This window comes from Selenomonas sp. WCT3, from assembly GCA_900100835.1.
GTDB lineage: Bacteria > Bacillota > Negativicutes > Selenomonadales > Selenomonadaceae > Selenomonas_A > Selenomonas_A ruminantium_E.
The window spans coordinates 297,992-320,305 of sequence record FNCM01000001.1; the positions used below are offsets into that span (position 1 = coordinate 297,992).

Here is a 22,314-nt window from a genome sequence, read left to right on the forward strand (position 1 = left end):
CCTTTTACTTACATGGTTCCCGTTGCTGGCATGCCCTCATGTTCCTGCTCGTGTTCCTGCGCATGACGGCTCTCAAGCTCTGCTACAATCTCATGATAGCGTTCATCATCCAAGCCATAGAAGCAGATGTCAATGAATGCTACCGCCAAGAACAGCAGCGGAATCAAGGTCGTCGTCAGCAAGATACCCTGCAGGGCCTCCGGCGTCTGCACCTGATTGGCCACATAGCCAAACCGCGCGAGCATGAAGCCCGGGACGATGCCGCCCAGGGCCAGACCGAACTTGAAGAAGAAACCGATAATGGCATAAATCATACCGCTTAACCGCTTGCCCGTCTTGTACTCACCATACTCGATGGTCTCCGGAATCAGCGCCCACATAAAGCCGCCTGCAACGATGATGCCGCACGAACCGATAAAGCGCGCGATGAGCACCAGCGTGATATTGTCTGCCGGCACCAGATAGGTGACGATGCAGCCAATCATGCCCAGCGCCAGGGAAATGCGCAGCAAATTGATTTTGCCGACGAGCTTATTGAAGGTCGGCACCATCGGCAGCAGGAAGAAAGCCGGCAAGGTACCGATAAGGCCATACCACTGGATGAGATCCGGACGGTTGCAGTTATAGGTAACAAAGTACGTGCCAATGGAATTCATAACCGCCATCATACCGAAGAGGATGATGAAGAACAGGCTCAGGACAACCAGCGGACGATTTACCTTGAACTGTTTGAACACATCGACAAACCGCAGCTTCTCATCATTGGACGGGTCAATCTTGATGCGCTCCTTCGTCTGCGAGAAGCAGTAGAGCAGCAACAGCGCGCCAATAACACTGTAAAGTCCCATGGTCACCTGCCAGCCAAAGCGGGACTCCTCCCCCGTATAGCTGCCAGAAATCATCGTAACCAAAACCGGGATGCCAAACGAAACGATAAGGCCGCCCAGATTCGCGCAGAGCATGCGAATCGAAGTCATGCTGACGACTTCCTTGTTATCACGGGTCATCGCCGCCGTAAGCGCACCATACGGAATATTGATGGTCGTGTAAACCAAGGACAGGCCAATATAGGTTGCATACGCATAGATGACGCTCGCCCCCTGCGTGAGCTCCGGCGTGCTGAAGCAAAGAATGCCGAGCACCGCAAACGGAAACGCACCGTAGAGCAGATAAGGCCGGAACTTGCCGTACTTGAAGGTATGCTTATCCACAAACGTGCCGACAATCGGATCGACAATGGCATCCATCACGCGCACGACGAGGAACATCGTCGCAACGATTTCCGCCGGCAGGCCATAAACATTGGTATAGAAAAACAAGAGATAGGTGCAAACCGTAGTATAGATGAGATTGCAGGCCAGGTCGCCCATAGCGTAGCCCGTCTTTTCCCGCATGCTCAGCTTATAATTTTTCAAAGCTTCCATTTTTCCCTCTCTTCCTGCAGATACTCAACAGCCAATATTGCGCAGTTTCTTGCCTTCCATGAGGTTTTTCTCGATATTTTCCAGCGTGACATTCTTCGTCTCCGGCACATACGCCATCGTCAAAACGATAAAGAAACCATTAAGCAATGCATAAAGCCAGAACGTATGAGCCGAGCCGAGCGTATCGACCAACGTCAGGAAGGTTGCCCCGACAATCGCACAGGTAATCCAGTTGGTCATCGTCGAGCAGGCGACACCGAACTCACGGGATTTAAGCGGCTGGATTTCTGAGCAGAGAACCCAGACAATCGGGCCTGCACTCATACCAAAACCAGCAATGCTGACCATCGTCATAATGGCTGCCAAATACGAAATTGACACATCGGCCGTGCCAGCTTCGAGCAGCGACATGCAGACACCTACCACCGCCATGGAGAGCGCCATAACACCAAAGCCAATCTTGAGCGTCGGTTTGCGACCGTTTTTGTCTACCATAAAGATGGCAATAAACGTGGACAACACGAAGACGATGCCATTGATAACCGTACCAATCATCTGATCTTCCGTGGTCGAGAAACCTGCAAGACTCAAAATTTTCGGCGAGTAATACATGATGACGTTAAACCCGGTAAACTGCTGCATTGCCTGCAATAGTACCCCTAAAAATACTGCCCGGCGGACATTCTTATTTGCCTTGAAAAGCCCCCAGCCGTCCTGTTTGATTTTCAGGGCGTCTTTAATATCTGTCATTTCTTCCCGAGCGATTTCGACACTGCCATGCAGTGCTTCCAAGACACCCGAAGCTTCCTCGATGCGTCCTACAGCTGCCAGCCAGCGTGGGCTGTCCGGCAGGCGGATAACCGTCAGCAGCAAAAGGACAGCCGGCAGGGCAATGACCATCAGCATCATACGCCAGTTGCCACTGTAACTGAATGCCGTATCGGAAAGGAAAGCGGCGAGGATACCCACGGTAACCATCAACTGATAACCGGATATTACCCGTCCACGGGCATTTTTATCCGACATCTCAGCCAAATAAAGCGGCGCCGTATAGGATGCAATACCAACGGACAGGCCCAAAATCAACCGAAAACCGATGAGCATATCCGCACTGACAGCAAAACCGGAACCGAGCGAGCCGACGATAAACAGGGTCGCGCCTATCATCAAGCTCTTTTTGCGGCCGATTTTCTTGGCCATAACCGATGCTACGATTGCACCAGTAGCCGCTCCTACCATCATCGAGCTGACGACCCATTCCTGGGCCGCACTGGATAAATTCCATTCCTGACTGATGAACGGCAAAGCACCAGATATGACACCTTGATCCAGGCCAAACAGCAGCCCCGCCATACCAGCGGCAAAATAGATGAACATGCGGACATGCGCAGCAGCCCGCCCGGCTGCCTTATCGGCCATATTCTTAGGTAACGAAGCATCCATTGATAATTCCTCCCTTATAATACTGCTAACTCGCTATAGCACTCCTTGAGCTGGCTATATAGTTTCTGGTAAAGCTTATGCCCTTTCTCATAGTAAGCATGTGCCGATGGTTCTGGCTGGCACCAGGTATCCTGCTCGATAAACTGCCGGCAAGCCGTCGGAACATCCGGGAACAATCCAGCGCCAACACCGGCCAGGATTGCCACCCCCAAAGCCGGTCCTTCCTGGGCTTTGATGGTTTTGACCTCGCAAGCGTACATATCCGCCAACATCTGCCGCCAAATACGGCTCTTGCCACCGCCGCCACAGGCCATCATTTCTTGGACGTCAACCTTCATTTCCTTCAACACATCGAAACAATCGAGCAGGGAATAGCTGACCCCTTCCATAACCGAACGCAGCATATCTGCCTTGGTATGAATGGCCGACAGCCCGAAAAATACACCCCGGCAATCCGGATTGAGATGCGGCGTACGCTCACCCATCAGATACGGGAGATAGAAGAGCCGGCGGCTGCCGATTGGCACCTTGGCTACATCCTGATTGATAAGGTCGTAGGAGTCGACCCCCTTCAGGACAGCTTCATCTTTGTACTTCTCTGCCAGAGTATCCCGGAACCATTTGAGCGACAAACCAGCAGCCTGGGTGACACCCATAACATGCCAGCACCCAGGTACCGCACAGCAAAAGGTATGAACCCGGCCCTTCGGGTCAATGCGCGGCTCACTGGTATGGGCAAACACCACACCGCTAGTGCCGATTGTCGTAAAAGCCCGGCCATCTTCCACAATGCCTGTCCCCACAGCAGCCGCCGCATTGTCTCCAGCACCACCTACTACTACGGTAGCCGTCGTCAAGCCAGTCTTTTCCGCAAAATCCTCCGATACATGGCCCGTCACCTCCGGCGACTCATAGACCTTCGGCAAGAGGGATTCATCAATCTCCAGCTTCTCTAAGATTTCCTTGGACCAGCAGCGGTTTGGAACATCCAGAAGCTGCATGCCGCTGGCATCGGATACCTCTGTTGCATAATCGCCAGTCATGCGGAATCTCACATAATCTTTCGGCAGTAGAATATGACGGCAGGCCTTGTAATTTTCTGCTTCATGGTTGCGCACCCAGAGGATCTTGGATGCCGTAAAGCCAGTCAAAGCCGGATTCGCCGTGATCTCAATCAGCCGTTTCGCCCCCACCCGGCGGGTAATCTCCTCGCACTCTTTGCCCGTACGCTGGTCACACCAGATAATAGCCGGACGAATGACTTCGTTAGCTTCATTCAGCATGACCAGGCCATGCATCTGTCCGGAAAGACCAATGCCCTTGATTGCCTCAGCGGGTACACCAGACTCCTGAACCACTTTCTTTACGGTACGCACCACTGCACTGTACCAATCCAATGGTTCCTGTTCTGCCCAGCCATTCTGTGGCTGATACAGCGGGTATTCTTGCGAAGCAGATTGTATCACCCGGCAGGTTTCGTCAAAAAGCACCGTCTTGGTCGCGGAAGTACCAATATCAATGCCAATCAGATAGTTCATTGCTTTTGCCCCCCATTTTTTTGCTTTCGTGTCTCTATTGCGTGCTCATGCACGCTCAAGCTCGTAATCAATATAACACAAGATAAAATACGAGTCAATACGATTTTGTATTTTTCTAAAAATTTAATAAAGTGAATGATTAATAAAAAATTAGGGCTATAATAGGTAGTTTCTCCGAAAATCTTGTTATTTTTACGATAAATAAAAATAAAACAATTGACAATGCGATATTCCGGTGTTATCCTAGGAATCGTGATAAGCGTGCACATGAACGCACGTAAAAGTTATCTGTGTTAATATTTCATAAAGGAGCGTTTACCATGACCATGAGCAACATTCCAACTGTCAAATGCGGCATCCTCTCTGTCAGCCGCGACTGCTTTATTATTTCTCTTTCCGAGAACCGCCGTCACGCGATTGTGGAAAGTTATACCAAAAAATACGGTTCCCTTTACGAAGTAAAGAAAACCGTTGAAAATGAGACGGATATGCTCGAGGCAGTAAAAGAAGCCAAAGATGCTGGCTGCAACGCCTTGGTAGTATTCCTCGGCAATTTTGGCCCGGAAACACCGGAAACACTGATTGCCAAGGAGTTTGATGGTCCCGTTATGTACGTATCGGCTGCTGAGGAAAGCGGCAAAGACCTCATCAACGGGCGTGGTGATGCTTATTGCGGCATGCTCAACTGTTCCTACAATCTGGGCATGCGTCACTTGAAAGCCTTTATTCCGGAATATCCAGTAGGTACGGCCGACGATATCGCTGCGATGATTGCCGAGTTCCAGCCGGTTGCCCGCACCCTCATCGGTCTTTCCCATCTGAAAATCATCACCTTCGGCCCACGCCCGCAGGACTTCTTCGCCTGCAATGCTCCGATTCAGCCGCTCTATGACCTCGGTGTGGAAATCGAGGAAAATTCCGAACTCGATTTGCTCGTTTCCTATCGAGCTCATAAAGACGATCCGCGAATCACAGCTATCGTTGAAGAGATGGCCAAAGAACTAGGTCATGAAGGCAATCCTTATCCGGAAATGCTGCCACGCATGGCACAATTTGAGCTCACACTGAAGGATTGGATGAAGGAGCACAAAGGTGCTCGCGATTATGTCGCCTTTGCCGATAAATGCTGGCCGGCCTTCCCGAAGGAATTCGGCTTTGAGCCGTGTTATGTCAACAGCCGCATGGTTTCCCAGGGCATCCCCGTATCCTGCGAAGTCGACATTTACGGTGCCCTTAGCGAATACATTGGTCTTTGCGTCAGCGGCGATGCCGTAACGCTGCTCGACATCAACAACAGCGTACCAAAAGATCTTTATGAATCCGATATCAAGCCTTCTACCAGCTACAAACTCGAAGATACCTTTATGGGATTCCACTGCGGTAACACGCCACTTTGCAAACTTCGCAAGGGCGGCGTAAAATATCAGCTGATTCAGAACCGTCTGCTCGAAAATGGCGGTACGCCTGATTTCACTCGCGGTACGCTCGAAGGCGATATTGCCGCCAGCGACATCACGTTCTTCCGTCTGCAAAGCACCTCGGATGGCAAACTTCGTGCCTATGTTGCCGAAGGTGAAGTTCTGCCTACTCCGACACATTCCTTCGGTGGTATTGGTGTTTTCGCCATCCCTGAAATGGGCCGCTTCTATCGTCATGTACTCATTGCCAAACGCTACCCGCATCACGGTGCCGTCGCTTTTGGTCACTTTGGAAAATCCCTCTGGTCGGTCTTCCAATACCTCGGCATTGCCGATATCGCGTTCAATCAGCCCAAAGGCATGCTCTATCCCGACGAGAATCCCTTTGCCTGATTCCCCGAAAATCCATACTGCCATAAAAAAAGCAGCTGCCTACGCAGCTGCTTTTTTGGGGTTGGGAAAAAATATTATAGGGAAAAAACAGGAAAGTCCTCATAATGATAAAGGGGATTAATCATTATTCGAACTGTAATTGCAACAGGTTAGCCTGTCTTTCATTACAAGTTCATTATAAACACGGCCTCTCCCAATAACAACATCCCCCTTTCATCTTGAACGAATGTTACAAGAAAACACGCATATTTAAAACAACGCTACATAATTTTCAATCGGCCAGCACCATGATTTTTTCCGGTGGCAGATGCAGGTAAATTGGTTTTCCAGTTTCTTGCCACTGCTGCCATTCCTGCCACTCCTGTTTGGAAAGCTCACAGCGGATGGTCTTGCCATCACTGCCGGCTTTTCGAACCATGACCAGCATCGAAAAGGTATCCTCAATCACTTGGACAATATCAACGGGAATGGTATTTTCTCCTGGGCCGGGGCGAAATTTTAGAAAATGGGCCCGTATCCCCACGTATTTACTTTTTGCTGGCACATTCGTTGCCAGCAAATCTACCTGCCAATCGTCGGCCCGGACATGCTGGTTATCAAGGGGGCTGGCGACGGATACATTCTTGCAGCCAGTCAAAAGCGCTGCCGCCAGTGACTCCGGCTGCTTAAAAAGTGCCTTCTTCTCATGAACCTTCTCCATTTTCCCCTGATTGATGACCGCCACTTTATCGGCCAGCCGATACACTTCCCCTCGGTCATGTGAAACCAAAAGGGCCGTTTTCTCATAGGACTGCAGCACCTTGCCCAGTTCCAATTCCAACTGCCATTTCAGATAGCTGTCCAAAGCCGAAAAGGGCTCATCTAAGAGGAGCAATTCTGCGTCCGAAGCCAGAATCCTGGCAAAAGCGGTCCGCTGCTGCTGTCCTCCCGAAAGCTCAGCCGGATAGGCATCCGCCAAATCCAGCAAGGAAAAGCGCTCCAGATTCGCCTGCACCTTTTGTTTCTTTTCGGCATCAGTACCACTAGCCGCAAACCGGATATTTTCCCGAACCGTCATATTGGGAAACAACGCATAATTTTGAAACAAATAACCTACGCGGCGCTTTTGCGGAGCCAGGTTGATTTTCTTCTCACTGTCAAACAGCACACGCCCGTTTAATACAATATAGCCGCTGTCTGGTGTCTCAATTCCCGCAATGCACTTCAAGGTCATGCTCTTGCCACACCCCGAAGCCCCGAGCAGGGCAAACACTTCATCCTTCACGGCAAAATCGGCATCCAGGGTAAAATTGCGGAGCTTCTTCTTTATCCGCACCATCAATTCCATAGACAGCCCTCCTTGCCACTACGGGCAATCCACCAATTCATCAGCACCACAAAGAACAGGGAAAAGAACACAATTACCATTGCCCAATCAAAAGCCAAAGCATAGTCATTTGCCTGAACGGCAGCATATATCGCCGTACTCATCGTCTGCGTCTTCCCCGGAATATTGCCCGCAAACATAATGGTTGCACCAAATTCCCCCAAGGCACGCGTGAACGACAGCACCAATCCGGCCAAAATTCCCGAGCGGGCATTGGGCAGCAACACCTGCCAGAAAATGCGCCACTCCGATACGCCCAGCGTCTGCGCTGCATAAATGACATTGGGTTCCAACTGCTCAAAAGCGCCTCGCGCCGTCCGATACATAAGTGGCAAAGATACGACGATTGCCGCAATGACAGCCGCCTGCCAGGTGAAAACCAGCGAGACATCCCACTGCAACAAAAATCTCCCCACCATACTGCGCTTTCCCAGGAAAAGCAATAAGAAAAAGCCAACCACAGTAGGTGGCAGCACCATCGGCAACGTAATAATGGCATCAGCCAGACCTTTGAAGTGGTTCATGCGCACCACCATCCAGGCCAGACCGATGCCGGCAAAAAACGTCACCACCGTTGCTGCTCCTGCTGTTTCCAGCGTAATGACCAGCGGTGATAATTCCATATTATTTTACCTCAAACCCATATTTTTCAAACAATTTCCGGCCCGAGCCGCTGGCGGCAAAGGCGAGAAAATCCTTGGCCACATTGGCCTGCTTTGATGCCTTGAGAACTGCCGCCGGATAGATAATCGGCTTATGCGTCTCAGCCGGTGCTTTGGCCGCTACCCGTACCTTATCCGACACCGCCGCATCGGTCGCATAGACTACGCCGCATTCCGCTTCTCCGCTCTCGACCCAGGAAAGGACCTGACGTACGTCCGAACCGTAAACGGCTTTCGCCTTAACCGCATCGAGAATACCGAGTTTCTTGAACACTTCTTCCGAATACTGGCCAACGGGCACCCCTTTGGGTTCCCCGAGCGCTATATGCGAAATCTCATTCCCCGTTACCTGTTTAAAAACCTTGAGGTCTTTGCCCCCATCTTTCGGCACAATGAGCACGACCTCATTTTGGAGCAAATCCCGCCGTGTTTCTGGAGCCAGCAAGCCAGCTTGTTCCAATGCATTCATCTGCTTCTGTGCTGCTGAGAAAAACAAATCCGTCTCTCCGCCATTTTCGATTGCCTGCTGTAAAGCACCCGAACTGCCAAAGTTAAATACAATTTTGACGTTCGGATGCTCCTTTTCGTAGGCAGCAGCTAGTTCCTTCATAACATCGGTCAAGCTTGCTGCTGCCGAAACATGCAATTCGATCGTTTCGTTTCCAGCAGTCGCTGAGGATGTTCCCGCCTGTTGGCTGCCACATCCTGCCAGTACTGTCATGGCCACGGCCATCATCCATACCAAAATCTTTTTCATCCGTTATTTTCCTCCTTTTCAAAACGGAAGGGAGCGCGGTTTCCTGTGCTCCCCTGTGGGTATTACCCAGGCGCAGCATCATAGCGCATGACCTTAGATGCTTTTGCTCGGAGTTACGGTATTCATTATACGATAATGGCGAAAAAAAAACTATACCAAATCTCACAACAAACAAAAAGCTCCCACCCGAAGGCAGGAGCGAAAAAAACTCAATGATTCAAGCCATCATTATCTTTTACACCACGCAAGCGGCGGTTGATGGAACTAAGGCCACGGTAGACCGTACTGATGTCAATCTCATCTCCACGGTTTTCCATGTACTTTTCTAACTTGCGTTTTACCCGCTGAAGCGCATTATCAATCGATTTGACATGACGATCCAACTCTTCGGCAATCTCCTGATAGGATTTTCCATCAAGATAGCTCATCAGAACCTTCCACTCTAAGTCAGACAGAATCTCTTCCATTTTTTTCTCAATATCAATAAATTCCTCTCGACTGATAACGAGGTCCTCCGGATCGGCTGCCTTTGCACCAGACAACACGTCCAGAAGGGTTCTGTCTGAATCCTCATCGTAGATCGGCTTGTTAAGCGAGATATACGAATTGAGCGGTATGTGCTTCTGACGAGTCGCCGTCTTGATAGCAGTGATAATCTGACGCGTCACACAAAGCTCTGCAAATGCCCGGAACGAGGATAATTTATCGTTACGGAAGTCCCGAATGGCCTTATAAAAACCAATCATTCCCTCCTGGATGATATCCTCATGGTCCGCTCCAATCAAGAAATAAGAACGAGCCTTGGCACGTACAAAGTTCCGATACTTATGGATAAGATAATCGAGTGCGACCTTATCGTCATTGTCTCTGATTGCTAAAAGAATTTCTTCGTCTGTCAGCTTAGCGAATCCCCCATATAAATCATCACTAAATAGTTCTGTAGTACGTTCTGCTTCCATCGCACTTTCCCCTTTGCTGAAAACCCCCGTTTTCAATTTATAACTCCCCTAATAAGAAAATTATACTCCCTCTTTGTTGGTATCGTCAAGAAATCCTCTGGGACTTTTCGACTACTTATTAGCAATAAACGGACAAAACCAATTAGAAATTCATCAATGACGCATTTTCCGTAAAATATCCAATTTTTTGACGGTCTCGCTATCCAAACGGTCTTCAACTTCCAAACGAGTGACGGGAAGGGTAACATGACCCAAATATTCTTTCTTTAATTGCTTTTTGGCCCGGTGAACTGCCTTTCGAAATTCCAGTGAAGGAATTCGATAGGCCCCCGCGCCCAATATCACGCTTTGCTCAGCTCCATCGGAAGTGACCACATGAACCTCCCGGCCCTGGCGAACGGAATCATAGGCCAGCCGTTCAATACGGCTGTCAGCAGTTTCCCCTTCACCGGTGTAGATGATTTTCATGTGGGCGTTGACCTGGTCATAATGCTCTTCGTCATCGGTAAACATCGCGTCGAACACAATGGTGATATCGTATTTTTCGTATGCTCCATATTCCGCCAGCTGATGAATCAGCTGGTCCCTGGCCTCAGATAAATCATTGCGCAGGCGGATAAGTTCCGGCCAGGAATTGATGACATTATAGCCATCAATAATATAGTGCTCCCTTTTCCTGCTCATAAGAATCAGCCTTTCTTTGCCAAACGCTGACGCATGGATTCGTACATTAAAATAGAGCCCGCCACCGATGCGTTAAGAGAGTTGATTTTCCCCACCATCGGCATCTTGACAATAAAGTCACAGGCTTCCTTGGTCAGGCGGCTCATCCCCTTGCCTTCGCTGCCTACCACTAGGACCAAAGCCCCAGTTAAATCGGCTTCATTATAGTTTTGGCTGCCATCCATATCGGCTCCAGCCACCCAGAATCCTTTATCTTTAAGCTTTTTCAAAGTCTGGGCTATATTTCCTATACGAGCCACAGGCACATATTCAATTGCTCCGGCCGAAGTCTTAGCCACCGTCGCCGTAAGGGGCACACTGCGGCGCTTTGGAATCAGCACGCCATGGACTCCCGTAGCATCGGCGGTACGCAATAAAGCGCCGAGATTATGCGGGTCTTCCAACTCATCCAACAACAGCAGGAAGGGGGCTTCTCCCTTTTCCTCCGCTGCCTTCAGGATATCCTCCAATTCGGCATAAGCTACTGGCGCCACATAAGCCATAACGCCCTGATGGCGCAAACCGCCAGCTACCGACTCAATCTTGCTGCGGTCCACAAACTGGGTGATAACCCCGCGCTCCTTTGCCAAGGCCAGGATTTCCCCAATGGAACCTTCCCGATCCCCCTCAGCCACCATCAATTTGTTGATGGTACGGCCGGCCTTCAAGGCTTCGGCAACAGCATTGCGGCCAATCAATACATCCTCTGGCAATTCCCGGTCCTTGGCCGGATTATCCCGGCGCTCAGCTGCCGGCCGCACGCTATGAGCAGCATGCTTTTCACGTTGCTTGCCCCGTTCACGCCGTTCCGCCTGATCCTGACGGCTCTTCCCACCGTGAAGGGACTTTTTCTTATTCTCACGAAAATCTCTCATATCAATCTTTCTCCCGAAGCTTCAACATTTCCTGAAGCTTGCCGCAGGTCATAGCCCCCTCCGGACAGCGCCCGGTGTTGACACAGCTTGCCCCTGCATTGTGGAATAGCGTCGGTGCAACTTTCTTGACTTCTGCCAGCATCTTGTACGCCATATCGCGAATCTCCCACTGGGCGCGATTGCAGCACCGCAGATTGAAGAAATGGAGCAACGAACGGGCATTCATCGTCACCAGGATTTTGGTCTCCGTAGCGTTGGCCAACACATACCGGGCGTCTTCCTTAGGCACCCCCATCTCCGTCAGCTCATCATAGGTCTTGCGGATTTCAGCCAGCAAAGCCTCATATTTCGCCTTGGCCTCTGGCTTTTCCGCAATCGTTGGCGGCGTGATGTATTCGAAGCCATGCGCCGCCACATAGCGCTGGGACTGCTGGTCATAGGACGCGATGCGATGACGTACCAATTGATGGGTTAAGACACGGCTTACGCCCTCGATGCCAAAGGTGAAGGTGACATGCTCAATCGTCGAACCATGCCCCAAGGTAACCATCTTTCGCACCATTTCCTTGGCCTTTTCATCGCTGATTTTCTCGGCCAGCTCTTCTGCCCCCGCCGAGGAATAGCAAAGGCGGGCAGCCATTGCCACCACATGCTCCGGATTTGGCGTATACTCCAACAACTTGACTTTTATCATAAATTATTTTTTACTCCTTATTTCCTTCATCATAGCCTGTGAAATCACTTGGAATGAGGCTTCTGCCAGTTCATAGAGCCGTTCATTCTGTTCCGACAGATAGAGACTGCCCAAAAGGGCCTCAAAGCCGGTACTTGCATGATATTCGGCAACGCTGGCACTGCGCGGAGCATGGCTTTTAGCATTGCGGCCACGGCGGTAGATTCCCTTTTCCTCCTCCGTAAGCATCCCTTCGATGCCACGATAGGCCTTTGCCTGCCAAACCGCCGACACAATCTGAGCACTAAACGAATGCAGTGCCTGTACCTTGCACTGCTCATAGGAAAGCAGGCGGGTGCGGACATAGAGATGGAAATACGCATCCCCCACATAGGCTAGCACCAGCGGATTGAGCTGCTTAACATCCACCTCACGATAACGCTGCAGAATGCCATTATCCCCATCAGGCTCAAACATCATAGCAACGAGTTTCTGAAAATGTTCAAACTTCATGCTTTTTTCCACCGTGCCCCATTTGGCGTATCTTCGATAACAATGCCAACTTCCTTGAGTTCATCACGAATCTTATCGGCAATAGCCCAATTCTTTTCCTTGCGGGCGTCCTGACGGATGCCAATAATGAGTTCCATCAGCTTATCGGTGAGGCCATCGTCAGCAGCGGCCTCTTCCTGCTCAAAAATGCCGATAATCGAAGCCATTTCCATATAAATCTCACTTACCCGTGCAAATCCGGCAGCATCGAAGGCTACGCCCTTGTTCATAACTTCTTGATAGTAGATGTTGATGTCCTTGGAGAGACCAAAAAGCTGACTGATAGCCAAAGCCGTATTGAAGTCATCATCCATGGCCTCGTAGAAATTCTGACGATATTCCGCTGCCTTCGCGGCCAAATCCTTGGCGGTATCCGAAGTGCCCTCTTTCTTCAAGAGTTCATCCATAAAGGATTTGGACTGTTCCAAGCGGCCCAGGCTAACCTGTGCTTCCTTGAGGCGTTCATCACTGAAATCCAGCGGGCTGCGGTAGTGAGTCTGCAGAATGAAAAAGCGTACCACTTCGCCCGGATATTCGTTTAGAATGTCCTTAACCGTGAAGAAGTTATTCTTCGACTTGGACATCTTTTCGTTGTGGATGGTAATGAAACCGTTGTGCAGCCAATACTGGGCAAAGCTGTGCTCATCGCCAATGCAGGCCTGGGACTGAGCAATCTCATTTTCGTGATGCGGGAAAATCAAATCACTTCCGCCACCGTGGAAGTCGAATTTCTTGCCAAGATATTTAAGCGACATCGTGGAGCATTCGATGTGCCAACCCGGACGGCCTTTTCCCCAGGGGCTGTCCCAGCTCGGCTCGCCCGGTTTTGCCGATTTCCAAAGGGCAAAATCCATGGGATGGTGTTTGCGCGTGTCGACCTCAATGCGGGCGCCAGCCTGCATATCCTCCAATTTGCGGCCGCTGAGCTTGCCATAGCCCGCAAATTTTTCCACACTGTAGAAAACATCGCCGTTATCCACAGCATATGCGTAACCATTATCGATAAGCTGCTGTACCATGGCAATGATATCCGGAATCGTTTCACTGACCCGCGGATAGACATCTGCACGCTTTACATTAAGCGCATCCATGGCTTCGAAATAGGCCTTGATATAGCGGCCGGAGATATCGCTCCACTGCAGTCCTTCTTTGTTAGCCGTATTGATGATTTTGTCATCCACATCCGTAAAGTTCTGGATGTAATGAACAGTATACCCCTTTTTCGCGAAATAGCGGCGAATGACATCCCAGGTAACAAAGGGGCGCGCATTGCCGATATGCGGATGATTATACGGCGTTACACCACAGCAGTAGATGCTCACTTCGCCTTCTTTGAGCGGCTTGAACTCTTCTTTCCTGCGTGACATGGTGTTATAGACTTTCAGCATATTTCTTCCTCCAACTATCTTACCGGCGCTGTTATAGGCGTCAGGCTTTTTCAATTCCGGCTACAGCATAAGCAGAAATGCCCTGCTCCGTTCCGGTAAATCCTAATTTCTCTTCCGTCGTTGCTTTGACATTTATCTGGTCGGATTCCACTCCGAGCACTCGTGCAATATTTTCATTCATCTGGGGAATGAAGTCCTTCATCTTCGGTTTCTGGGCCACAATCGTCGCATCAACATTGCCGACCTTATAGCCCTTTTCCGCTAAGAGCTCCCCCACATGAGCCAACAGTTTCAAGCTGTCAGCCCCCTCAAACCGCGGATCCGTATCGGGAAAGTGACGGCCAATATCCCCCAAAGCTGCTGCCCCCAACAAGGCATCCGCTATGGCATGCAACAGTACATCGGCATCGGAATGTCCCAACAGCCCCAACGTATGGGGAATTTCCACCCCGCCAATAATCAGCTTCCGCCCTTCTACCAGGCGGTGGACATCGTAGCCCATTCCAAATCGAGTCATCACTTTTCCTCCTTCTGCCGGTGAGGAATTTTTCCCCTCATCGTATCCTTGGCAAACTTAGCCGCTGACCGGACTGCATCTAGCATACTTCCCTGTTCCTGCCGCAGGAATGCCTCGGCAATCAACAAATCCTCCGGCGTCGTCACCTTGATATTGCTGTATTCACTCATAACCACGTGAACCGGACGCCCCAAACGCTCTACCAGGCTGGCATCGTCTGTACCCAGAAAACCGTCTGCTTCCGCCTTGATATTGGCCTCCACCAAAATCTGCTTACGGAATCCCTGGGGCGTCTGCACTGCCCAAAGGGTTGACCGGGCCGGTGTCGACTTGACCACGCCATTTTCCGATACCACCTTGACGGTGTTCTTTTCTGGAACCGCCGCGATTGCACCGCCGTATTCCCGGGCTGCCCCAATGACTGCTTCAATGGTCTTGACCGTTACCAGGGGCCGGGCTGCATCGTGAACCAGAACCACATCAGCCTCCGCGGAAACCTGCTTTAAGCCATTCCAAACCGAATACTGGCGCTCCGAACCGCCCTCTGTCACCAGCCAAGGTTTTAATCCCGGGAATTTCTTCAAGAGATTCGTCACCGGCTCCACTTCCTCGGCACCTACCACTACGATGAGTTCCCCCACCTCTGGTACTGCCGAGAATTTCTGCAGGGTACGAATCAGCATTGGCCTATCGGCCAGCTCGAGAAAAACCTTGTTAATTCCGGCATTCATCCGCTTTCCCTGTCCCGCTGCGGGGAAGATGACACTGACCATTCCCATCACTCCTAATATAGCCTCAGATAGCCTTCTCCCATTTTGTGTCAAAACACGGCATAGGAGAAGGCTATGGCTTTAATTTTTTGGTTTTGCAAAAATCATTCGGCCTGCTGCTGTCTGCAAAGCCGACGTAACTTCCACGTCAATCATCTCATTCATGAAGCGGTGACCGCCCTCGATGACAATCATCGTCCCATCGTCAAGATAAGCAACGCCCTGTCCTGGCTCTTTTCCCGATTTGACCACCGTCACTCGCATATTCTCTCCGGGAATAACCACAGGCTTAACCGCATTGGAAAGCTCATTGATATTGAGGACTTCCACGCCGCGCAACTGAGCCACCTTGTTCAGGTTGAAGTCGTTGGTGATAATCTTGCCGCCCACCTGCTGACCCAGGCGAACCAGCTTGGAATCCACTTCCGCAATGTCATCAAAATCCACATTGGTCACTTCCACCCGTACCCGGGTTCCCTGACGAATGCGCTGCAGGATATCCAAGCCACGCCGTCCCCGCGTACGTTTTAAAACATCGGAAGAATCCGCAATATGCTGCAATTCCTCCAAGACAAAAACCGGAATGAGCAGCGTTCCTTCGATGAATCCCGTATCGCAGATATCGGCAATGCGGCCATCGATGATAACGCTGGTATCCAGCAGTTTATACTGGGTGTTTCCCTCCAGCATCGGCACAGTTTCCGTCGAAGTCTCTTTCTCCGGCTCATGGTTTTTAGCCACCGCCTTCATAAACTTGGGGATAAAATCAAAGGCCCCTGCCAGCTCTTTGCGCTTGCGAATCATAATCGTGATTCCCAAATAGCCAAATACGATACTAAAAATAACCGGGATATACTCGCCGACGACGGGGATTTTTGAAAAGGCATAGCCCAAAAGATTAGCAAAGATAAGTCCGAGAAGAAGTCCCACTGCACCGGCAATCACATCGTGAGTCGGCATCTTATTCAGCTGTACTTCCACTTTAGCCGAAAACCGCTTGAGCTTATGGATAAAATACGAGGACAGGATAAAGCCAATGACTCCGCCCAGAACTGCTCCCAACAGGATGCAGACAAAGCCAGCCACCGTGAGTTTAATCCACCCCATATCCGCCTGGAGAATCTCCGTGCTGATGAAGGATGTCAACAGCGGCGAAGCCAGGTTTAAAAGGGCACCACCAGCGATTGCCATAAACAGCGTAATAAAAAAGCGCAATACACGATCCAGCATATGTTCACCTCCTTTCCTACTTATATTATTGATACTATAAAATCAGTATAGACAATTTATCCCTGTACTGTCAACCTAACGACGCCAATCCTGACGATTCTTAATCAAATGCCAATCTCAGCGGTTTTCAGCAAGTCCTGCGATACAAAAAAGAGGGCCGTACCATAGGTACAGCCCCCTTTCCAGGCGGGAATCAATGCTTGTATCGATTCTGGGATAAAATATCTTCCAGCCAACTTTCGACTTCCTCCGGAGTCTTATGACAGGCGTATACGAGTTCACTGACCAGGATTTGTTTGGCAAGGTCCAACAGACGGCGTTCCCCGGAGGAAATCTTCCGCCTCTGATCCTGCAAGATTAAATTGCGGGCAACAGCGGCCACATCACAGATATCTCCACTCTTCATCCGGTCAAGATTCTCATGGAAGCGCTTATTCCAGCTTCCCAAGGCCCGTTCAGGCTTATCCTCAAGCACATTCCGAACCTCATCCACTTGAGAACTGGAGATGACATCACGCAACCCAATGTTATCCACATTGTCGGTTGGAATCATCACCTTCATATTCCCCAGCGGCATCTGTAGAACATAATACGATTTTCCTTCACCCAGAACTTCACAATTCTCGATTCCGGCAATCACTCCGGCGCCATGCATCGGATAGACTACCTTGTCTCCTACCTGCAGCAAACACACACCCCCTATATTCAATATGACGTGACAGCCTCATGCGCTGCCTGCCACTATATTATAGCATCATTTACCGATTTTTTCAAAAGTAAATCTTGTATTTTAGCATACTAATATAACCACGTCAAGGGATGTATGTCATAAACAGCATAAATTGAAGAAATTAATTTCAAAAATATAAAAAATCAAGCCAATTCCGATTTGGTCTGCCGCAGGAACAGCTGAGTCAGCTGCTCTTTCGGGTCCTTATGATGGTGGACAATTTCATAAACCGTTGCCGAAATGGGAAGTTCCACCTGATATTTCTCGGAAAGCTCCATCAACGCCTCCACCGTATAGACGCCTTCCGCTAATTTGGCAAACGGCTTGCCGATGATAAGGTCTTCACCAAAGCGGCGATTGTTGCTATGGGGAGAGAACAGCGTCGCTTCGTAATCCCCAAGATGAGAGAGCCCATAAACGGTCATCTTATCGCCCCCCATTTTTTCAATGAGCCGGGACAGTTCCCTGGTCCCCCGGGCCATTAAAGCCCCTTTGAGGCTGCCGTAGCCAAAGCCATCCAGCATGCCTGCCGCCAGGCCCACGACATTTTTCGCCGCAGCGCCGATTTCGGTTCCCAGCAGGTCTTCCCCATAATAGAAGCGTATAAGGGAACTGGAAAAGGAATCCACCAGTTCCTTGGTTAAATCCATATTGTCCGAAGCAATGACCATGCAGTTGGGAATCTTCTGGATAAAATCCTGCACATGGCCTGGCCCCACCCAGACAGCCACCGGCACCTCCGTGCCAACGGACTCATGAAAAACCTCCGACAGTCGTTTGCCCGTGCCGATTTCCAATCCCTTCATGCAAAGGACAAAGCGCTTGCCTGCCAGATTTCCCAGCGCCTTCAGCTGGGCACCGAAACTGCGCAGCTGCTGACTGCTGATGGAAATCACGATGACATCGGCATAATCCACCGCCGCCGACAAATCATCCGTCAACACCACAGATTCCGGCAGCTCCAGGTATTCGTTTTTATGCGTTTCCCTTAATTCCTGCAAATGCCTGGAGCCCTCACGCCCCCAAAGCATCACATCATGGCCGATAAAATCTGCATACCATGCATGAAATGATCCCCAGCGACCACAGCCTAAAACCGTTACCTTCATGCCGATACCTCCGTTTTGATGCCGGTTATATCCCGTACTACTTCACCGGCAATAATCAAACCAACCACCGACGGAACAAAGGAAATACTGCCCGGCACCGCCCGTTTCCTATCACAGTTATTGGCACTGCCCGGCGGACAGATGCAATTTTTGCCGCAGCCACTTTGCTTGACAGCCAGCGGTTTCTCTTTCGAATAAACCACCTTGAGCTTTTTTACGCGGTTTTCTTTCATTTTCTTGCGCATAACCCGGGCAATCGGATCCACACTGGTTTTGTAGATATCCGTTACTTCAAACTTAGTAGGGTCTAGTTTGTTGCCAGCCCCCATGCTGCAAATGATGGGGATGTTAAGATCCCGGCACTGCAATACCAAATTAATTTTCCCCGTAACCGTATCAATCGCATCCACCACATAATCATAATGCTGGGTGAAAAACTTATCGGCATTTTCCGGCAGATAGAAATCCTCGATGGTATCCACTATGGCCTTGGGATTGATATCCAAGATGCGCTCTTTCATCATCTGCGTCTTTGCCTGGCCCACAGTTTTTGAAGTGGCATGAATTTGGCGGTTGATATTGGTCAAACAGATGAGGTCGTTGTCAATCAGTACCAGATGACCTACCCCAGCCCGGGCCAGCCCCTCAGCCACAAAAGAACCAACACCGCCCACACCAAAAATTGCTACGGTGCTTTTCGCCAATTTTTCCATACCTTCTTCTCCCAGCAAAAGTTCCGTCCGGGAAAATCTACCCAAATTGCTCACTGTCATTTCCTTTCTCGTCTTCGTATAAACACTATAATTATAACGCCACCAGCCCGATTTTGCCAAAGACAAAATCGCCTTTTCACTTACGACGAAAAAAGGAACTGCAGGAATACCTCCTGCAATTCCTCTTCCTGATTATTTTTTTTCTTTGTCATCCACCGTCAAGCGAAATGCCGGAATCGCGAAAGCCCCCGAAGGTTTCTCATCGGCTGCCGCTGCTGGCTTGCTCATGAATGCCGGTGTATCCAGGGAAAACGTCTCCTTTTTCACTTTGCTCTCCGGAACCTTTACCGTCGGAGATTTCATCACGACACTGTCGACAAAATCCGTAGCGATAATCGTCGCCTGAACTTTGCCGCCCATCGAGTTATCGATGACGGTACCCAAAATGATATTGACTTCATCATCCGCGTTATCCATGATGTAGCGGGTTGCCTCATCCACATCGTAGAGACTCAGGCTGCTGTCGCCAGTAAGATTGAGGATAACGCCGCGGGCCCCCTTGAGGCCCTTTTCGATGAGGGGACTTTCGGCGGCGGCCTTTACCGCATCCATTGCGCTGCGGCTGCTGCTGCCAATTCCCAGCAGTGCATCACTGCTGTCACTCTGGCGGAAGATGGTAGTAACATCAGCAAAATCCACATTGATAACGCCGGTGGTAAGAATCAATTCCGCTACGCAGTTGATGGCCTGCTTGAGCACCTTATCCGCCGCTTCGAAGGCCGAAACCAACGTCATCCGGCGATTCTCCGGCAGTTTCATGAGGTTATCGTTTTCCACGGCAATCAAAGCATCCATCTGGGACTGCATCTTTACGATGCCTTCCATGGCCGTGCGCTTTTTGCGGTTGCCTTCAAAGGAGAAGGGCACCGTCACCACACCCACGGATAGCAGCCCCATTTCCTTTGCCATCCGAGCTACCACCGGTGCGGCACCTGTACCGGTACCGCCACCCATACCAGCCGTGATGAAGACAAGATCTGCCCCATTTAATGCATCTTTGATTTTCTTTTCCTCGGCCTTGGCCGCTTTTTCTCCCAGGGCTGCATCCCCACCGGTGCCGCGTCCACGCGTCAAGGATTCACCGATTTGAATGCAGCGGACTCCTGCCTCATCTACCAACTGCAGCTGCTTAGCATCCGTATTGATGGCAATAAGCTCAATCTCTAAATCGTTATGCTGTCCCATGCGCATAAGAACGCTATTGCCGCCGCCACCGACGCCAAAGACTTTAATTTTGACTTTTGGTTTTATGATTGATGTTTCATCTGCTGTCATGGAACATTCCCCTCTCATTTCAACATACTTTTATAATTATTCTCCACAATCAGGGGCTATTCCTGCCTATCGCGCAAGAAAAGTCATCGTACCTATTTCCCGATAAAAAAGAAGGCAGGACTGCCTATCGATAAGCAATCCTGCCTCCCCTCTCCACCTGTCTATCCACAGTCAGCTGAAGAGAAATACCGCTAAACAAGCCAGAACAATCTTCAAGCTGTCAAGCTTCACGCCAAACACTTCCTAACTTCGCATCCAGCTTAATCTTCGCATCTAGCAATAGGTCTACCGTTTATACCGATTATACACTTGTCCCTGCAAAATTTCAATGCCTAAAAAAGAAAAGAAAGACTGCCAAGTGTAGCAATCTTTCTCTTATTCTCAGGCCGCTTTCTGTTCCGCTGCTGCCGGCGTATCCTTGGGCAGCTTGTCATAAGCGTTAATCGCTTCTTCAAAACGCTGCTGAACATCTTGGAGGCGATACAGGCCATCTTTGTTTTCTTCCAATCCCTTGAGCTTCACCGGATAGATTTTCGGTGGATTGTTAAGGTCTAACATCTCACGGTCCCGCAATTGGCTGGTGGACTGATAAACCATGTTAAGGGAGGCGTAACTTGCCCCGTCTTTGCCAGCCCACTTTTCAACCACCAGCTTGCAGCCAATGGGAGTCTTCTTTTCAATGCTGTCCGGAAGCTCATAAGGCTCGGCATCGAGGGCAGCCAGCACGCTGGCAATATTGGAATCATGACCGCACAGGAAGGTAAATTTACGGTCCTTCATGGATAATTCCTTATTCATCTCCTGCAGCAATGGATGCGCAACATTTACAGCCACTGACGGCGCCGTGAACAATACATCCCCATAAATATCCTTGACACTGGCTATGGTTTCCCAGTCACTTTTCTTGAGCTTGTGGCCAAACGCTGCCTTTACCGGATCTTTTTCTTCATAATATTGCAGGATAAAGGCATCACTGGCTGAATTTGCCTGCTTTAACGAGCCTTTCATGGCCGGTTCCTTGTTCACATCCAAAATAATCTTCAAATCGTCATCCCGGAATTTTGTCATCCCGTCTTTTTGGGCAGCGGGAGATTTGGCCAGATCCAAAACTTTTTCCATCAAACGGTATTGTTTGTCCATGTTCTTGCCAATGCCCTGCAAGCCGTCCTTTCCACCCATAGCACTGATTTCCTTCATGGCCTGGTTGCGGAAAGCCTCACTGACAAAAGTCAGCTGGGGATTAAACACCGGGTCCATCTTGCTTGGCGCATATTTATGCTCGATTTTGACATTGGCCACCGGCAGCATGCCGCTGGAAAAATACTGAGCCGTCGCAATGGTGCGCTGCATGGAGTTGGCATAGAACCGCACCACACCATTTTCCGGCTGGTAATTCTCTGGCATCAGCCCTTCTGCCACTGCGTATTTGCGAAAATACTGGCCCATCATCGTCTCCAGTTCACCGCCACGAAGGGAAAGTTCACTGGGAGCCGAGGTCCAATTGAACCAGCTGTGAGGCGTCAGATTGGCCAGAGCAGAACCATTGCCGCTCAGGGGCGAACGGATATTATGGCGGCTAAGCACCACCATTTCCTGCAGCTTGTACTGGGATTCAAAGGCATCGGAATGGGGCGCTGCCGCCACAACAGTTCCGGCAGCCATAAGGGTCAGACAACAAAAGGCAGTCAAAGGTTTCAACATAAATACTTCCTCCTATACAATTCCCAAAGGCAGTTTTC

The 22,314-nt window shown here is 50.1% G+C and carries 21 protein-coding genes and 1 riboswitch; of the genes, 1 reads left to right on the top strand and 20 read right to left on the bottom strand.

Annotated features, from left to right (window positions below):
• Positions 1–8 precede the first annotated feature (8 nt).
• The 3 genes from BLQ36_RS01480 to xylB are packed head-to-tail and all read right to left on the bottom strand — an operon-like array spanning position 9 to position 4,405.
• On the bottom strand, positions 9–1,424 hold the full coding sequence (locus BLQ36_RS01480; RefSeq protein WP_074513634.1) for an MFS transporter: 1,416 nt from the start codon (positions 1,422–1,424) through the stop codon (positions 9–11).
• Positions 1,425–1,448: 24 nt separating this feature from the next.
• On the bottom strand, positions 1,449–2,867 hold the full coding sequence (locus BLQ36_RS01485) for a sugar porter family MFS transporter (protein ID WP_074513635.1): 1,419 nt from the start codon (positions 2,865–2,867) through the stop codon (positions 1,449–1,451).
• Positions 2,868–2,881: 14 nt separating this feature from the next.
• The gene (xylB, locus tag BLQ36_RS01490) at positions 2,882–4,405 is read right to left on the bottom strand and encodes a xylulokinase (protein WP_074513636.1); all 1,524 of its coding nucleotides are present in this window, start codon (positions 4,403–4,405) and stop codon (positions 2,882–2,884) included.
• A 320-nt stretch (positions 4,406–4,725) separates the two neighbouring features.
• On the opposite strand from xylB, the gene BLQ36_RS01495 reads away from it, so the two are divergent.
• Positions 4,726–6,216 (top strand): L-fucose/L-arabinose isomerase family protein, encoded by a 1,491-nt coding sequence (locus tag BLQ36_RS01495; RefSeq protein WP_033170283.1) that lies wholly within the window; start codon positions 4,726–4,728, stop codon positions 6,214–6,216.
• 271 nt (positions 6,217–6,487) lie between these two features.
• Here BLQ36_RS01495 and BLQ36_RS01500 read toward each other — a convergent pair whose 3' ends face one another.
• The 17 genes from BLQ36_RS01500 to BLQ36_RS01580 all read right to left on the bottom strand — a co-directional run bounded on the left by BLQ36_RS01500 (position 6,488) and on the right by BLQ36_RS01580 (position 22,276).
• Complete coding sequence (locus tag BLQ36_RS01500) at positions 6,488–7,543, bottom strand: sulfate/molybdate ABC transporter ATP-binding protein (RefSeq protein ID WP_074513637.1); 1,056 nt, start codon at positions 7,541–7,543, stop codon at positions 6,488–6,490.
• Positions 7,534–8,205, bottom strand: a complete 672-nt coding sequence (gene modB, locus BLQ36_RS01505) for a molybdate ABC transporter permease subunit (RefSeq protein ID WP_074513638.1) — start codon at positions 8,203–8,205, stop codon at positions 7,534–7,536. The genes BLQ36_RS01500 and modB overlap by 10 nt, the downstream gene beginning before the upstream one ends.
• Before the next feature lies 1 nt (position 8,206).
• Complete coding sequence (gene modA / locus BLQ36_RS01510; RefSeq protein WP_074513639.1) at positions 8,207–9,001, bottom strand: molybdate ABC transporter substrate-binding protein; 795 nt, start codon at positions 8,999–9,001, stop codon at positions 8,207–8,209.
• Positions 8,997–9,126: riboswitch (molybdenum cofactor riboswitch) on the bottom strand. Its footprint overlaps the gene before it by 5 nt.
• An 84-nt stretch (positions 9,127–9,210) precedes the next feature.
• Positions 9,211–9,960, bottom strand: a complete 750-nt coding sequence (gene sigH, locus BLQ36_RS01515; protein ID WP_074513679.1) for an RNA polymerase sporulation sigma factor SigH — start codon at positions 9,958–9,960, stop codon at positions 9,211–9,213.
• A gap of 153 nt (positions 9,961–10,113) precedes the next feature.
• Entirely contained in the window at positions 10,114–10,644 is a 531-nt protein-coding gene (locus tag BLQ36_RS01520) for an NYN domain-containing protein (RefSeq protein ID WP_074513640.1), read from the bottom strand.
• Positions 10,645–10,649: 5 nt separating this feature from the next.
• Positions 10,650–11,558: a 23S rRNA (guanosine(2251)-2'-O)-methyltransferase RlmB gene (gene rlmB, locus BLQ36_RS01525; RefSeq protein WP_081342173.1), complete on the bottom strand. Its 909-nt coding sequence runs from the start codon at positions 11,556–11,558 to the stop codon at positions 10,650–10,652.
• Between the two features lies 1 nt (position 11,559).
• The gene (gene thyX / locus BLQ36_RS01530; RefSeq protein WP_074513641.1) at positions 11,560–12,252 is read right to left on the bottom strand and encodes an FAD-dependent thymidylate synthase; all 693 of its coding nucleotides are present in this window, start codon (positions 12,250–12,252) and stop codon (positions 11,560–11,562) included.
• Between the two features lie 3 nt (positions 12,253–12,255).
• A complete protein-coding gene (locus BLQ36_RS01535; protein ID WP_074513642.1) occupies positions 12,256–12,744 on the bottom strand; it encodes a Mini-ribonuclease 3 in 489 nt (162 codons plus the stop codon).
• Entirely contained in the window at positions 12,741–14,171 is a 1,431-nt protein-coding gene (gene cysS / locus BLQ36_RS01540; protein WP_074513643.1) for a cysteine--tRNA ligase, read from the bottom strand. Before cysS ends, BLQ36_RS01535 begins: the two co-directional genes overlap by 4 nt.
• A gap of 40 nt (positions 14,172–14,211) precedes the next feature.
• A complete protein-coding gene (ispF, locus tag BLQ36_RS01545) occupies positions 14,212–14,688 on the bottom strand; it encodes a 2-C-methyl-D-erythritol 2,4-cyclodiphosphate synthase (RefSeq protein WP_074513644.1) in 477 nt (158 codons plus the stop codon).
• Positions 14,688–15,461, bottom strand: coding sequence for a 2-C-methyl-D-erythritol 4-phosphate cytidylyltransferase (gene ispD / locus BLQ36_RS01550; protein ID WP_074513645.1), 774 nt, complete (start codon positions 15,459–15,461; stop codon positions 14,688–14,690). The genes ispF and ispD overlap by 1 nt, the downstream gene beginning before the upstream one ends.
• A 78-nt stretch (positions 15,462–15,539) precedes the next feature.
• A complete protein-coding gene (locus BLQ36_RS01555) occupies positions 15,540–16,688 on the bottom strand; it encodes a PIN/TRAM domain-containing protein (protein WP_074513646.1) in 1,149 nt (382 codons plus the stop codon).
• Positions 16,689–16,881: 193 nt separating this feature from the next.
• The gene (locus BLQ36_RS01560; protein ID WP_074513647.1) at positions 16,882–17,376 is read right to left on the bottom strand and encodes a CarD family transcriptional regulator; all 495 of its coding nucleotides are present in this window, start codon (positions 17,374–17,376) and stop codon (positions 16,882–16,884) included.
• A 185-nt stretch (positions 17,377–17,561) separates the two neighbouring features.
• Positions 17,562–18,527 carry an NAD(P)H-dependent glycerol-3-phosphate dehydrogenase gene (locus tag BLQ36_RS01565; RefSeq protein WP_074513648.1) on the bottom strand — a complete coding sequence of 322 codons (966 nt, stop codon included), beginning with the start codon at positions 18,525–18,527 and terminating at the stop codon, positions 17,562–17,564.
• Complete coding sequence (locus tag BLQ36_RS01570) at positions 18,524–19,300, bottom strand: tRNA threonylcarbamoyladenosine dehydratase (protein ID WP_074513681.1); 777 nt, start codon at positions 19,298–19,300, stop codon at positions 18,524–18,526. Before BLQ36_RS01570 ends, BLQ36_RS01565 begins: the two co-directional genes overlap by 4 nt.
• A 132-nt stretch (positions 19,301–19,432) precedes the next feature.
• Positions 19,433–20,575 carry a cell division protein FtsZ gene (ftsZ, locus tag BLQ36_RS01575; protein WP_074513649.1) on the bottom strand — a complete coding sequence of 381 codons (1,143 nt, stop codon included), beginning with the start codon at positions 20,573–20,575 and terminating at the stop codon, positions 19,433–19,435.
• A gap of 381 nt (positions 20,576–20,956) precedes the next feature.
• Positions 20,957–22,276, bottom strand: coding sequence for a histidine-type phosphatase (locus BLQ36_RS01580; protein WP_081342174.1), 1,320 nt, complete (start codon positions 22,274–22,276; stop codon positions 20,957–20,959).
• Between the last annotated feature and the right edge of the window lie 38 nt (positions 22,277–22,314).